The organism is Gillisia sp. JM1, from assembly GCF_000424645.1.
GTDB lineage: Bacteria > Bacteroidota > Bacteroidia > Flavobacteriales > Flavobacteriaceae > Gillisia.
This window is the reverse complement of sequence record NZ_KE384219.1, coordinates 748,582-762,904: the sequence shown is the minus strand read 5'-3', so window position 1 is coordinate 762,904 and position 14,323 is coordinate 748,582. Positions and strand designations below refer to the sequence as shown.

General features: G+C 35.3%; 14 protein-coding genes. 10 read left to right on the top strand and 4 right to left on the bottom strand.

Going from position 1 to position 14,323, the window contains the following annotated elements; translation table 11 throughout:
• The first annotated feature begins 51 nt into the window (after positions 1 to 51).
• The 5 genes from H033_RS0117835 (at position 52) to H033_RS0117815 (ending at position 5,132) form a co-directional block, all read left to right on the top strand.
• Positions 52 to 936, top strand: coding sequence for a PPK2 family polyphosphate kinase (locus H033_RS0117835; protein ID WP_026839513.1), 885 nt, complete (start codon positions 52 to 54; stop codon positions 934 to 936).
• Between the two features lie 32 nt (positions 937 to 968).
• Entirely contained in the window at positions 969 to 2,384 is a 1,416-nt protein-coding gene (locus tag H033_RS0117830) for a M20/M25/M40 family metallo-hydrolase (RefSeq protein ID WP_026839512.1), read from the top strand.
• A gap of 133 nt (positions 2,385 to 2,517) precedes the next feature.
• Positions 2,518 to 3,867 carry an MATE family efflux transporter gene (locus H033_RS0117825; protein WP_026839511.1) on the top strand — a complete coding sequence of 450 codons (1,350 nt, stop codon included), beginning with the start codon at positions 2,518 to 2,520 and terminating at the stop codon, positions 3,865 to 3,867.
• Between the two features lie 288 nt (positions 3,868 to 4,155).
• On the top strand, positions 4,156 to 4,383 hold the full coding sequence (locus tag H033_RS0117820; RefSeq protein WP_026839510.1) for a hypothetical protein: 228 nt from the start codon (positions 4,156 to 4,158) through the stop codon (positions 4,381 to 4,383).
• A gap of 176 nt (positions 4,384 to 4,559) precedes the next feature.
• Positions 4,560 to 5,132, top strand: a complete 573-nt coding sequence (locus H033_RS0117815) for a phosphatase PAP2 family protein (protein ID WP_026839509.1) — start codon at positions 4,560 to 4,562, stop codon at positions 5,130 to 5,132.
• On the opposite strand, the gene H033_RS0117810 is transcribed toward H033_RS0117815, so the two are convergent.
• A complete protein-coding gene (locus H033_RS0117810) occupies positions 5,122 to 6,762 on the bottom strand; it encodes an ArnT family glycosyltransferase (RefSeq protein WP_026839508.1) in 1,641 nt (546 codons plus the stop codon). The genes H033_RS0117815 and H033_RS0117810 overlap by 11 nt on opposite strands.
• Positions 6,763 to 7,112: 350 nt before the next feature.
• On the bottom strand, positions 7,113 to 8,195 hold the full coding sequence (gene meaB, locus H033_RS0117805) for a methylmalonyl Co-A mutase-associated GTPase MeaB (protein ID WP_026839507.1): 1,083 nt from the start codon (positions 8,193 to 8,195) through the stop codon (positions 7,113 to 7,115).
• A gap of 94 nt (positions 8,196 to 8,289) precedes the next feature.
• Here meaB and H033_RS0117800 point away from each other — a divergent pair, with 94 nt between their 5' ends.
• Positions 8,290 to 8,715, top strand: coding sequence for an organic hydroperoxide resistance protein (locus H033_RS0117800; protein ID WP_026839506.1), 426 nt, complete (start codon positions 8,290 to 8,292; stop codon positions 8,713 to 8,715).
• Between the two features lie 77 nt (positions 8,716 to 8,792).
• On the opposite strand, the gene H033_RS0117795 is transcribed toward H033_RS0117800, so the two are convergent.
• Positions 8,793 to 9,350: a DUF2911 domain-containing protein gene (locus tag H033_RS0117795; protein ID WP_026839505.1), complete on the bottom strand. Its 558-nt coding sequence runs from the start codon at positions 9,348 to 9,350 to the stop codon at positions 8,793 to 8,795.
• A 913-nt stretch (positions 9,351 to 10,263) separates the two neighbouring features.
• On the opposite strand from H033_RS0117795, the gene H033_RS0117790 reads away from it, so the two are divergent.
• Genes H033_RS0117790 through H033_RS0117775 form a run of 4 tightly spaced genes read left to right on the top strand, consistent with a single transcriptional unit; the run spans position 10,264 to position 13,498 of the window.
• A complete protein-coding gene (locus tag H033_RS0117790) occupies positions 10,264 to 10,815 on the top strand; it encodes an RNA polymerase sigma factor (RefSeq protein ID WP_026839504.1) in 552 nt (183 codons plus the stop codon).
• On the top strand, positions 10,799 to 11,401 hold the full coding sequence (locus H033_RS0117785; RefSeq protein WP_026839503.1) for a hypothetical protein: 603 nt from the start codon (positions 10,799 to 10,801) through the stop codon (positions 11,399 to 11,401). Before H033_RS0117790 ends, H033_RS0117785 begins: the two co-directional genes overlap by 17 nt.
• On the top strand, positions 11,382 to 12,782 hold the full coding sequence (locus tag H033_RS0117780) for a hypothetical protein (protein WP_026839502.1): 1,401 nt from the start codon (positions 11,382 to 11,384) through the stop codon (positions 12,780 to 12,782). The genes H033_RS0117785 and H033_RS0117780 overlap by 20 nt, the downstream gene beginning before the upstream one ends.
• A gap of 23 nt (positions 12,783 to 12,805) precedes the next feature.
• Positions 12,806 to 13,498, top strand: coding sequence for a peptidoglycan DD-metalloendopeptidase family protein (locus H033_RS0117775; protein WP_026839501.1), 693 nt, complete (start codon positions 12,806 to 12,808; stop codon positions 13,496 to 13,498).
• A gap of 282 nt (positions 13,499 to 13,780) precedes the next feature.
• On the opposite strand, the gene H033_RS0117770 is transcribed toward H033_RS0117775, so the two are convergent.
• On the bottom strand, positions 13,781 to 14,263 hold the full coding sequence (locus tag H033_RS0117770) for a DUF4199 domain-containing protein (protein WP_026839500.1): 483 nt from the start codon (positions 14,261 to 14,263) through the stop codon (positions 13,781 to 13,783).
• Positions 14,264 to 14,323 lie beyond the last annotated feature (60 nt).

Here is a 14,323-nt window from a genome sequence, read left to right as displayed (position 1 = left end):
AAAAAATATGTTTCTTAAAGATTGTATATTTAGCATTCAATGATTTAGAGTATGGATAAATTAGAACTTAGTCACTTCCGAATAGATTCTGAGATTGAATTAAAGAATAAAGCGACTTCCTATCCTATGGAAATCAGTGAGAAAAAAGTTAAAAAACTGCTTAAAGATACCAGAGTGAAACTTGGTAAATGGCAGGATAAGTTATACGCCCATGGTAAATATGCTGTGCTTATTTGTATTCAAGGAATGGATACTGCGGGTAAGGATAGTATGATAAGGGAAGTCTTTAAAGATTTTAATTCCAGAGGAGTAGTAGTGCACAGTTTTAAAGTGCCAACACCTTTGGAGCTCAAGCATGATTTTTTATGGAGACATTATATTGCACTACCTGCTCGGGGTAAGTTTGGAATATTCAATAGGACTCATTACGAAAATGTACTTGTTACCCGAGTGCATCCAGAATATATTCTAGAGTCAAATTTACCAGAGGTTAATTGTCTGGAGGATATAAATGAAGAATTTTGGGAAAAGCGTTTTAATTCCATCAGGGATTTTGAAAAACATATAGCCGAAAATGGCACTTTGATCTTTAAATTTTTTCTTCACCTTTCAAAAGAAGAGCAACGTCAACGCTTATTACGCAGATTGAATAAATCTGAAAAGAACTGGAAATTTTATCCTGGCGATCTTAAAGAACGTAAATTATGGGACGAATATCAGCATGCCTATGAAAGTGCTATTAATTTGACATCCAAACCTCACGCTCCTTGGTATGTTATCCCATCAGATGATAAGGACACGGCACGTTATTTGGTTGCTAAAATATTGCACGATGTGCTTACAGAATATAAGGATGTTCAGGAGCCAGAGTTATCTCAAGAGATTAAAAATAATCTTGAAGAATACAAGGAGATCTTAAAAAAAGAAACCTTATAATTGGCTTTTTAAAATTCAAAAAAACAGTATCAATGAGAAAAATATTTATAGTAGGACTTTCCATTTTATGTAGTCAGCTATCATTTTCACAAATCAATAACAAGCAAGAAGATTCTTTAAATCTTCGAAAATTATATGATATGTCTTTGCTTAATGGCAAATCCTATCAATGGTTAGAACATTTATCCAACGATATTGGAGGAAGGCTTTCTGGATCTTTGGATGCCCAAATGGCGGTAGAGTACACAAAAAAGGAATTAGAGACTTTAGGTTTAGATAAAGTCTGGTTACAACCCGTTATGGTTCCAAAATGGATACGTGGAGCAAAGGAATTTGCTTACATAGAAACGGCTCCTGGTAGCACCAGAAATATTAATATCACTGCATTAGGAGGTTCTGTATCTACACCTTTAGGCGGTGCAAAAGCTCAGGTGATAGAAGTGCAAGGAATAGAAGATCTTGCAAGATATGGCGAGGAGCAAATAAAAGGGAAGATCGTTTTTTATAATAGACCAATGCGGGCAGATCTTATAAATACTTTTGAAGCCTATGGAGGTTGTGTAGATCAGCGATATTCTGGAGCGGCAGAAGCTGCAAAATATGGAGCAATTGGAGTATTAGTAAGATCTATGAATTTAAGGCTGGACGATTTTCCTCATACTGGAACTATGAGTTATGGCGAATTAAGACCTTCTCAAAGAATTCCGGCAGCAGCTATAAGCACGAATGATGCTGAATATTTAAGCAGTCTTTTGAAAATCGAAAAGAAAGCCGAAGTTTATTTTAAGCTGAATAGTGAACAACTACCAGATGTACAAAGTTATAATGTGATTGGTGAGATCACCGGTAGTCAATTTCCTGATGAGTATATAGTAGTAGGCGGACATTTAGATTCTTGGGATGTAGGAGATGGTTCTCATGATGACGGAGCTGGAGTGGTTCAGTCTATGGAAGTATTGCGATTATTAAAAGAATCTGGAATTAAGCCAAAGCGAAGTATTCGTGTAGTCTTATTCATGAATGAAGAGAATGGATTACGTGGTGGTAATAAATATGCTGAGGTAGCTGTAGAAAAGAATGAAAATCATATTTTTGCCTTAGAAAGTGATTCTGGAGGATTCACTCCCAGAGGATTTTCTTTTGAAGCAAAACAAGATCAATTTGATCAAATAGCCGCATGGGAATCCTTGTTTAAACCTTATTTAATTCACTACTTCGAGTTAGGTCATGGTGGAGCAGATATAGGTCCTTTGAAAAATGGTGAAATTGTACTTGCCGGATTAGTGCCAGATTCTCAACGTTATTTCGATCATCATCATTCAGAAAATGACACTTTCGAGCATATTAATAAAAGGGAGTTGGAATTAGGTGCTGCAACGATGGCATCTTTGATTTACTTAGTAGATAAGTACGGAATTTCAACTAATTCCGGCGTTTCAAAACTTTAAATAATATTATCAATTCTTAAGAATTCCATTTTAATTTTCAACAAAAAGATCAGCCATGATTTTTAGAAAATTAAAATGGTATTCAATTTTTGCGCAAACAAATCCTGTTATCTTTGCCACTTAATTTTTGAAATTGCAGCTAACAGCCTACACCAAAGAGTTCAAATACAATTTAACTATAGCCTTTCCCATTATGATGGGACAATTGGGCCATGTTCTGGTTGGGCTAGCCGATAATTTGATGATCGGCCAGCTAGGTGCCGCAGAATTAGCTGCAGTTTCCTTAGGAAATAGTTTGGTTTTTATCGCCTTGTCTTTAGGGATTGGTTTCTCTTTTGCCATAACCCCATTAATTGCTGAGGCAGATGGAGCGGGGAATATAGAAAAGGGGAGAAGTTACTTTCATCATGGCGTGATGTTGTGCACTGTGAACGGGGTAGCGCTATTCTTACTGCTATTATTAGCTAAGCCTATTTTGTATCATTTAGATCAGCCACCAGAAGTGGTTGCATTAGCTATTCCTTACCTAGAAATAGTTGCATTCTCAATGATCCCTTTAATGATCTTCCAAGCTTATAAGCAGTTTGCCGATGGATTATCGCAAACAAAATATGCTATGTATGCCACTTTATTGGCAAATGTGGTGAATGTGATATTCAATTTTTTATTGATCTACGGAGTTTGGATCTTCCCAAGACTGGAATTGGAAGGAGCAGCCATAGGAACCTTGATCTCAAGATTCTTTATGTTATGGTTCTTATGGGAAGTATTGAGAAAGAAGAAGAAATTCAAGCAATATTTTGTATGGTCTAAAAATGAATTTTTTAAGCTTGCAATCTTCAAAAGAATATTTGCACTAGGATTTCCTACAGCTTTACAGATGTTCTTTGAAGTAGCAATATTTACAGGAACGATCTTCTTGGCAGGAATGTTGGGTACAAATTCACAAGCAGCAAATCAAATAGCACTTAATCTTGCTTCTATGACCTTTATGATTGCCGTTGGCCTGGGAGTTACTGCTACAATTAGAGTTGGAAATCAAAAAGGCTTGCATAATTATAAAGAACTTCGGAGAATTGCCTTTTCCACGTTCCTACTGGTATTTTTAATTGAAGCTGTTTTTGCCATTCTCTTCATTTTAATGAAAGATTGGTTGCCAACATTCTACATAGACAATGTAGATGTAATTGTTTTAGCGTCCCAATTATTAGTGGTTGCTGCTTTATTCCAATTAAGTGATGGCTTGCAGGTGGTGATCTTGGGAGCGCTTAGAGGACTACAAGATGTAAAGATCCCAACTCTTATTTGTTTTGTCGCATATTGGATAATCGGATTTCCGGTTTCTATATATTATGGAAAGGCAGAAAATTTAGGTAGTATGGGTATTTGGCTTGGGTTGTTAGCAGGTCTAACAGCATCGGCTATAATGTTGTATTTTAGGTTCAATTATTTAAGTAAAAAATTAATTCTGAAGGCTGATTAATTCTATGCTGAAGAGATTTCATTAAGAATTAGAAGTTTTAAAAATAAAATAGAATCTGAGATGATTCCGTTAACTATCGGAAAAGTTTGTCACATTTCCCGAAGGATCGGGATGTCGAAATGTATTTTACAGCGAGAAACTTCGACATCCCGATAGCTAATTTGACAAATTACATTGCAGATTCTAAATAATCATGTTCCTGAAATAATTCCGCTAGTAATCGGAACAGGAGGAAGAAGAGCTCAATTAGTAAATTGCTTTTCTGAAAAATTATAAAAAGTAAAAAATATGGAATTCCCAAAATTTCTTTTAGGTGATAACACCGATTTTCCGGATGCAATCTTTGTGATCCACACAGAGTATCCAAGATTTATAATCAATTTGGAAAACGACGATGTAGAGTGGTTGGAAGATTTTGATAAAAGTGATGAAAAGGAACTTGCTACTGAAGCCGAGATCTTGATCACACAAGCAAGTGAATTTTATGACAGGGAAGTTTCTAGATATGACGATTAATTTTTTTGATTGTTCGCTAAATATCATAAACTGATAAAAGACGTCATTCTGTACCAAGGCTTCGGGAGTTTCAGAATCTCACTATACTCTAAATGAACACAATAAATTGAGACCATGAAATAAATTCAGGGTGGCGATATACTATTATTAAAAAACGGATATACAATTAATTTTCAATGATAGACCAACTAATTGCATACGACAGAGAATTATTTCTTTATTTAAACAATCTTGGTAGCCTACCCTGGGATCCGTTTTGGCTCTTGATCACAGATAAATGGACTGCCATTCCTTTGTATGCGGTATTGTTATTTCTAATCTATAAAAAACTTGGTGTTAAAGGTACTTTGATCACTATGGTATTGGTCGCTTTAATGATCACCTGCACCGATCAATTAGCGAATCTTTTTAAACATGGTTTTGAAAGGCCTAGACCTTGCGGACAAGAAGGTGTGATGGAATATACAAGGTTTATTGCAGTACGTTGTGGTAGGTTTGGCTATTTTTCTGCACATGCATCTAGCTCTACAGCCTTAGCGATTTTTGTTGGATTAATTCTGAAAAAGTTTTTTCCAAAACTGATTTATTTTCTACTTATTTGGGCGGTAATAGTTACTTACAGTAGAATCTATGTTGGGGTTCATTATCCTCTGGATGTAATTACCGGGATGTTCCTTGGGACTTTACTAGGATTATTATTTGCTTATTTGCATAAATTCGTACTCGATAAATTCAAAATTACTTTTTAGTTAAAACATAGAATTCTCGAATCAACCGACTATTCTCTCCTTTAGCCATTGTTGGATTTAGATCTAAGGTGTCAATCAGTTGGAAATTATAGCTTTGGAAATTTTCTTTCCACTCAGGATCTTCCTCTTGATGCACTAAGATTCCAATTTTTTTAGTCTTGGCTTCAGCAGGCAGATCTCCTTCAGAATTTAACTCTGGCATAGGTTTCCCATATTCAAATATAAGTTCAGGAATTATTCCGGATACTTCATAGATTTGAATTTTTTCAGCTTCTTCATATTTAATAAGCGATGCAATATTAGGGTCATTTCTATGTGGAGAGATCAATTCTAATAAGGGAAAGCCAAAATTTAAAATTGCTAGGATCATTAAGAATTGCAATCCAAATAGAAGTTTGGCTCTCTTTTTAAGTAATCCAAATACAAAGCCTATCCCAACTAAAATCAGAGTGCTACTTACTAAAAGAAAATAGAAAGATTTCTCCCAGATTGCTGTACCAAAGAAATAATAAAGTACAAATGGAGCAGCAATTGCTATAATTGCTAATACTATAAAATTTAGATAAACCGGAAAGCGCTCTATTTTCGATAATCTTCGTCCGAAATTCTTAATAATATACTCTACATAAAAGCCAGTGGTCATTGCTAAGGGAATTAATACAGGCAATAAGTATCTGCTTTTCTTTTCAGGAATTATAGACAATAAAATAACTGAAAACAGGGTCCATAAAATATAGAATTTATAGGCTTTTAGGTTGGAAACTCTTGGTTTTAAATACCAATAAAATAAGCTTAAAAATGCCGGAATAGTCCAAATTCCGCTTTGTGTAAAGAAACTCCAATAATACCAGAAAGGACGAACGTTATAATTGAGCCATCTACTACTTTCAAGTTCGGCCACTGCAGCGAAGGCTTCAGCATCGTAATGATGCACATAGAGGGTCCAGCTAATTCCTGTGCTTATACCAATAATTAGAAAGAGAAGCATAGGTTTCCAGTTCACTTTTCGATTTGGGAACTTATAAGTGAGCGAGTAACTAATCAAAAAAGGTATAAATAGCGCATATAATGAAACCGGGCCTTTGCTTAATAAGGAAGCACCAAAAAATAATCCTGCAATTATAGCATACCTGTATTTTTTAACATCAGAATTGAGCGTGAGGATGATAAAATAAATAGCACCCATCATAAAAGCATGAGTGAAAATGTCCCATTGGCCGTCTCTTCCTGAAAACACAATATAAAAGGAGGTCATTAAAATGAGACTAGATATAAAGGCAACATTCTTTTTGATAACCAATAAGAGCTGAAGCTTGTAAAATATTATAAGAAGTAGAATTGAAGTTAACGCTGCGGGTAAACGATAGGCAAACAGGCTTTCCATACCAAAGAGATAGACAGAGATCGCTGTTAGCCAAGTTGGAAAAGGAGGTTTTTCATAACGTGCTGCCTCATTCATCGTGGTGAAGATCCAGTTATTATGAGTGAGCATTTCCCTGGCGCTAATAAAATTACGAGCTTCCATTATATTCACCATCAGTACATCCAGATTGGTGATAAAAATTAAAACTCCTAATAGAAGGAGTAATAGTACTGGGTAATTATGATATAATTTTTTTAGAATATTCATGGGGCGAAGGTAAAAGATATTATTTTTATTGTGTATTCGTTTTAATCCCTCATTGAGGGTTTAATTCCCCGAGGCCTGCCCGAAAAGAATTTCATTCAGGCGGGCTTGCCTCGAATTTTTAAAAGTATTTTCCAATTCATATCTCGTGGGCTTACCCCGAGGTTCTTGATTAGTATATCGTCACCCTGAATTGTCACGTCACCCCGTTCCGATAGTTATCGGAATCGTTTCAGGGTCTCAATTTATTGTTTTCATTTAGAGTGAAATATGATTCTGAAACTTCCAAAGGATCGGGCCAGAATGACGTCTTTTATCAGTTTATGACACTTAACGGAAAATTAAATTAATTTTTAAAGGCTTTGTAGTTTCAGCAAAAATTTTGCAGCTGCAAAGGGAGTGGTTTCATTATTTTCTATAGCCGTTAATTGTTCATCTAAAGCTTTTTTGATCTCAGGATCTTGATAGAATCTACTTTTTAAATGCTCGTTAATGGTTTGTAACAACCAGAATTTATTTTGGTTATGGCGATTGATTTCAAAATAATCGTTTTTATCTACTAAAGATTTATATTCTAAGATCATTTCCCAAACAGCAGTTATACCTGTTTCTTCTAATGCACTGCATAAAGACACTTTTGGCTCCCATTCACTAGCTTTGGGTGGATATAGATGTAAAGCTCTTTTAAACTCCAGTCTGGCAGCTTGTGCAGCTTTCAGGTTGTCTCCATCAGCCTTGTTGATTACTATAGAATCTGCCATTTCTATAATTCCGCGTTTAATTCCTTGTAATTCATCTCCCGCGCCGGCTAATTTTAGTAGTAAGAAAAAATCTGTCATACTATGGACAGTGGTTTCACTTTGCCCCACGCCAACCGTTTCTATTAGTAATATATCAAAGCCGGCAGCTTCACAAAGTATAATAGATTCTCGTGTTTTTCGTGCAACACCTCCAAGGGAATCCCCAGAAGGAGAAGGCCTAATAAAAGCATTTTCTTCTGTCACCAGATTTTCCATTCGGGTTTTGTCACCCATAATGCTTCCGTGAGAAACCGAGCTACTTGGATCTACCGCTAGCACCGCAACTTTTTTCCCCTGATTGATCAAGTAACTACCAAAGGCTTCAATAAATGTGCTTTTTCCAACCCCAGGAACGCCTGTGATCCCTATTCTAAGAGATCTATGTGCATGCGGAAGGCATTCCTCTATAAGTTTTTCAGCAATTGCCTGATGCTCTTTCTGGTTGCTTTCAACTAAAGTGATCCCTCTGCTTAAGGCGGTTTTGTCTCCTGCTAATAGTTTTGCTGCTAAAGCTGAATCTTCCAATAGCTTCTTCCTAGAGACCTTGATCTTATCTCTTGATTCCGGATTAATATTTGGGGTAGCAGGTACGCTTGCTGATTGTTGTAAAGCAGATTTTTTAGCAGATTTAGACAATGTGAGAATTGAGATTTATGACAAATTTATGAGCACTTCTTTTGAAGTAAATAGCTAATGTTGGTATCTTCAAATTTAATTAAAAATATACAAGATGAAAACATTGTACAAAGCTAAAGTTACAACTTCTGGAGGACGAGAAGGACATGTGAAAAGTGACGATGGTATATTAGATATGAAAGTGAGTATGCCCAAAGGTATGGGCGGGAAAGGAGAAGATTTTACTAACCCGGAGCAATTGTTCGCGGCTGGATATTCTGCCTGTTTTGGAAGTGCTTTACAGGTAATTGCAAAAAAGCATAAAGTAGATCTTGGTGATTTTAGCGTTACTGCTACTGTGAAATTGGGAAGTTTAGAAGATGGTAATTTACAATTGGCCGCTATTTTAGACTGCTATATTCCTGGAGTAGAAGTAGAAAAAGGGGAGCAGTTGGTAAATGAAGCCCATGAAATTTGTCCTTATTCTAGAGCTACAAGAGATAATATAGATGTTACTTTAAATTTAATGTTGGATGAATAATTGAGGAAGATCTCAATTTATTATCCTAATTAGTTGGAGAAAGAGCTGTTCAGAAATTATTTTTTTGGACAGCTTTTTTATTTTTTAATTGGAACACTTATCTTAATATCTTCCCAGGCCAAGTTAAAAAGAACTAGATCGTTTGACTTTTCAAAATAAATACTGAATTGCTCCAAGGTGTCCTGAACCTTTGTTATTGGTACTTCTAACACCAAAATGTCAAAATTGGGATCGCGAGATGCTTTTTTTTCCATATTAATGCCCCAAGGATACATTTTAGAATTAAAGATCACTTTCCAGGAATTTTGCATAGGTATGGTCCATAAAGTATAGGTTCCACTTTTAAGCGGTGAGCCATCAACTAAAACATCTTTATTGGTTGAAAACGTAGTGGCTTCGTTAGCTCCTGTCCTCCAAACTTCTCCAGAAGGTACCAATCCCCCGAATACCTCTCTCCCTTTTTTATAGGGTCTATTATAAACAACCTCCATTTTTAAAGAATCTTCAGAAAAAACGCTTGTGTCTTCCGGGCTATGAGCTTTGGTAGAATAACGCCACAATAAGACCCCTCCAATAACTACTGCTATTACGGCAATAATAATTTTAATAATAGTATAGCGTTGCGAATTTTTCATGAGTGCTTAATATTTATTTTCATATTTTATATCCGTAAAGTATCATAAAATCATAAATAACGTCATTCTGAACTTGTTTCAGAATCTCATAACACTAAGAATCAATACAGTAAATTGAGACCCTGAAATAAATTACCATTGACGTAATTCTAAGAATACGGAAAACACTCCTTTTAGTCGATAAAGATTTGTTTAATTTTTAAAATTGTTCATTTTTTTGTCATGCTTTCCTCTCGCTTCACTCGTCGGAAGCAACCAAAACGAACCAAAAAAAGGACACTTTTTTGTAGGTGTTTCCGATTACGCTACCGCATAATTGGAACCGTACTTCCCCAGCTAAATTTACTCCAAGGCTTCGAAAATTTTACGCTGGGGAAGTACTACACTGCAAAAAAGAAGGTCTTAAAACGTTAAATCTGCTAAGAACCATCATACCTCAATATCCTACGCTAGATAAATTTTTTTTCACGGGTCTCAGGGTGACGAAACAACTATAAGACAAAAAACGGATATACAATTTTCATATTTAGATATTAAATTAATAAGCTTGCCTTCAGATTACTGATTTAAAAATAGTTTTCTAAAACTATACCAATTCTCTTAAATTATAGGAAATTGTCAATCAAAAATACGATATCCAGTTTAAGGCTGGAAATCACTTTTAACCAGACATATTCAGGTTTTTCGTCATGTTATTCTGATGGCTATCGGAATTGTTTAAGTATCCGAGTAAGTCTGGAGGTTAGCCTGAAACTCCCGATGTTTGGGAACAAGATATATGTGGGTGAAAAACGCTATATATTAAGGTTATGCAAAACCTTTCAGAAATATTTTTTCAGAAAAAAACTGCAGAATTTTGCAACAGGAGAATTTTTAGATCGTCTTTTAAATACTAACTAAGCATTAATAAATTTTGTTAAAGCATCAACTCATAGAAGATTGTCGTGCCAACAACAGAAAAGCACAATTAAAACTTTATAACAGTTATTGTGATGGAATGTTCATTGTGGCCAGCAGATTCCTTCGGGATACAGCAGAAGCCGAAGATGCCATGCAAGAAGCATTTGTAAAAGCCTTTGCTAAACTTCATCAATATTCCGGAGAAGTCACTTTTGGAGCATGGTTAAAACGAATCGTGATCAATAAATGCCTAGATCAGTTAAAAGCAAAGAAGTTGGAATATGTTGCGCTTAACGAACAACTGATAGAGAAAGTAGCAGATGATGAGTCTCAAGATTGGCAGGTGGATGATGGAATTGGAGTAGAAGAAGTGAAAGCTGAAATTCAGGAGCTTCCAGAAAAGTATAAATACCCACTTATGCTCTACTTAATTGAAGGTTATGATCATGAGGAGATCTCAGAAATATTGAAGATCTCTCAAGTAGCTTCCAGAACACTGGTACATAGAGGAAAGAAAAAATTACAGGAAAAATTAAAAGCATTTAGAAATGGCACAGGATATTAGAAAAATGTTCAAGGATGATGAGCCCTGGACCAAAGAAAAGTTGAGTAAAGGTCATCAAAAACGTTTTGAGGCAAAGTTGGGAGCAGCTTTGCCAATACAAAAGAACAGCAATAAATTTAGTTTCTTAAAAATTGCGGCAATATTTATTGTAGCATTTGGAATTGGAGCATTCTTTTTGAATAAAGATAAAATAATTACAACAGAGAATCCAATTGTTGTTGCTCCAGAAATTAAAGATGATGGAAATGAGCTTCCGGTTAAAGAGTTTCAATTAAGTGAAGTTTCTCCAGATTTTAAAAAGATTGAAAACTATTATTTGGCCGGAATCAATATGGAACTGGCTAAACTAGAAGTAAATCCTTCAAACAAGGCCTTGATAGATTCCTTTATGGGAAAGATGTCAGAATTAAATACAGAATATAAACGCTTGAATGCTGAGTTTAATGAGATGGGCCCTAATGAGCAAACTATTGAAGCTATGGTCGAAAATCTTCAATTTCGTTTGGACTTATTGTACAAACTCAAGAATAAATTAAATGAAATTAAACAAACTAAAAACACCAATAATGAAAACCATAAAGCCTAATTATACCCTACTATTTTGCTTATTATTTTCTGCGGGGATATTTGCTCAAACAAAAAAACTTGAGAAGACTTATAAAACAAAACAGGATGTTTCTGTAATGATAGATGCAAAATATACCAATATAATTATTGAGAATTGGGATAAGAACGAAGTAGCTATAGAAGCCTATCTAGAACCAGGAAATTTAAAAAGCGAAGATGCTAAAAAAGCTTTGGAAAGCTGGAAACTGGAAACTTCAGGGAGTTCAGAAAAAATTGAGATCAGCTCTGGTGGAGGGACTGCAATGAATTTAAATATAGATATGGATCTTTCTTCTTTAACCGAATCCATGGGAGAACTGCAAGATATCTTGGGCCCAATGATGACCGATATGATAGCGCCTATGTTGGAGAACATCAGTAAAAATCCGTTACCAGCAGAATTTCATGAGAAGATAGGGAATATGGACTTTGATTATGATGCCTACAAAAAAGATGGGGACAAGTATATGGAGAAGTGGGAGAAAAAAATGGAGAAGAATTTCGGAAAGGACTTCGAAAAATCTATGGAAGCCTGGGGGAAACAATTCGAGAAGAACTCTGAGGGATGGGAGAAAAATTTTGAAAAGAAAATGGAAGCTTGGGGAGAAGAATTCGAGAAGAATTTTGGAAAGGATATGGAAAAATGGGGTGAAGATTTTGGAAGAAAAATGGAAAACTGGGGAGAGAATTTTGGTAAAGAAATGGAAGGAAAACAAAATTTTAAAGGAGGTGAAAAGGAAACAACCAAAGCTTCTTCTCAAGGCAAGCGTATCATTAAAATTAAAATCCCCAGAAATGCTAAATTAAATCTTGATGTGAGATATGGCGAATTGAAATTGGGAGAAAAAACTACCAATTTAAAAGCGAATTTATCACACAGTAAACTATCTGCCAATATCATTGAAGGCGAGAAAACGGAAGTTAAAGTATCATACAGTCCAATAAATGTGAATATTTGGAATTATGGAGTGCTTAAAACCAATTATGTGGAAAACTGCGAAATAGGGAAAGTAAAAAGCATAAAACTTATCTCCAATTCCAGCGATGTAAGCATAAAGGAAATAACTGAAACCGGAATACTTTCGGGAACCTTTGGCGAACTTGCTGTAGGGAAATTGGGATCGGGATTTAAAAATCTAGATATCACTTTAGAAAATAGTGACTTAAGACTTTCTTTACCTAGCGCTGCTTTAAATTTCAATTACAACGGCACTCAAAGCAATATTGAATATCCAAAAACACCTTCTATAAAAGCGACCAAATCTTATGATAATGAGATCCTTAATGGATACTATAAAGCTAAGGACGGAAATGGAAGTGTTAACATAAATGCAAGTTTTAGCGACGTGTATATAAAATAAGTTATTTTTGAAAAAAATAGCTCATGTTCAAATCAAATTTCGCTGAATTTCTAAAAGATTGCACGAATGAATTTACTCCTGTCTTAGATAAAACCTTTGCAAAGAAGGATTTTGTTCACATAGATCTTTCTGAAACAAATAAAGATATTAGGGAGATGCCTATTCCATCTGCAATTGCAGTGAAGACTTTTATAGATGGATATGTTGCTTCCAAGAAAGCAAAAGTGGCTTATGGAGGTTATAATGAGAAACGTACGCTATATCAGCGGAGTGTGATCTTTAAAGGCGAAACAAGCCCTTCTTCAAGAAATATACATATAGGTTTGGATTTTTGGTGTGATGCTGGGACTGCAGTTCTAGCAGCTTTAGAAGGCACGGTACATAGCTTTCAGGAGAATGAAGGTTTTGGAAATTACGGCCCAACAATTATTCTAGAACATATTGTGGGAGATAGAACCTTTTATACGCTGTATGGACATTTAAGCAAAGACTCCATTAAAAAATTAAGTTTCGGCCAGATCGTGGAAGCCGGAGATAAAATTGGAACTCTTGGTTCCCATAAGGTAAATGGAGATTATGCTCCGCATTTACATTTTCAAGTGATTAAAGATATACAAGGATACACAGGGGACTATCCGGGAGTTGCATCTGCAGATAAACTAGACTTTTATCTGGACAACTGCCCAGATCCTAATCTTTTATTGAAGATTGATTAAATCAATTTGATTTTAAGTTTTTCTGTCCAGTTTTCTTGAATTTTTTGTCATCTCGAACGTAGTGAGAGATCTCAGTTGAATTATATGTGTAAAGTAAAGAAGAGATTTCTCAGTTGCTAAAGGCTTCTTCGAAATGACACTTTTTGGTAGAGGATAATTTCCGGATTTGTCATTTCGAACGTAGTGAGAGATCTCAATGGAGTTTAAAACTTCAAGTAAAGAAGGGATTTCTCAGTCGCGAAAGGCTCCTTCGAAATGACAGCAAATTTTTTGCTAAATAGCTTACTCTTTCTTTGTTTTTAGAAACCATGCAACTGCGGCAGAGGTTACTACACCCATCACTAAAGCACCAAAAGTAGCTTGAATAATATAGGATTTTAGATTGAAATACGCTTCAGCTTGTTCTTGGGTCATCACTTTTGTTTCTACACTATATGCAATTACATTCTCAAAATAATCGGGAGTAATATAGGTGCTGGTTACGAATTGTGATAAGGGAGCAAGAACTGTAACTACAATGGTTACTATTATTCCGGCCACAAAACCTTGGCGCCAGGTCATTTGTCCATTATAAAAGTTTATTTTTTTATCCCTGATGGCGAGAAAATAAACTAATACTGCAAAAATCCCGAAGAAGTTAGTGTAAATGGCTTGTTTAGCGATAAGTACATCATGCCAACCCATTGTTTTTTCAAAAACCATCCAAAGCAAGGCTAAAACAGTAAAAACAACACCCCACTTAATTTCAATTGTAAATTTATCCATGATAATGCTCTTGGTTAAAAGGCTAAAGGTATCAAAAACTTAGATTTATTTTCCTGAGAA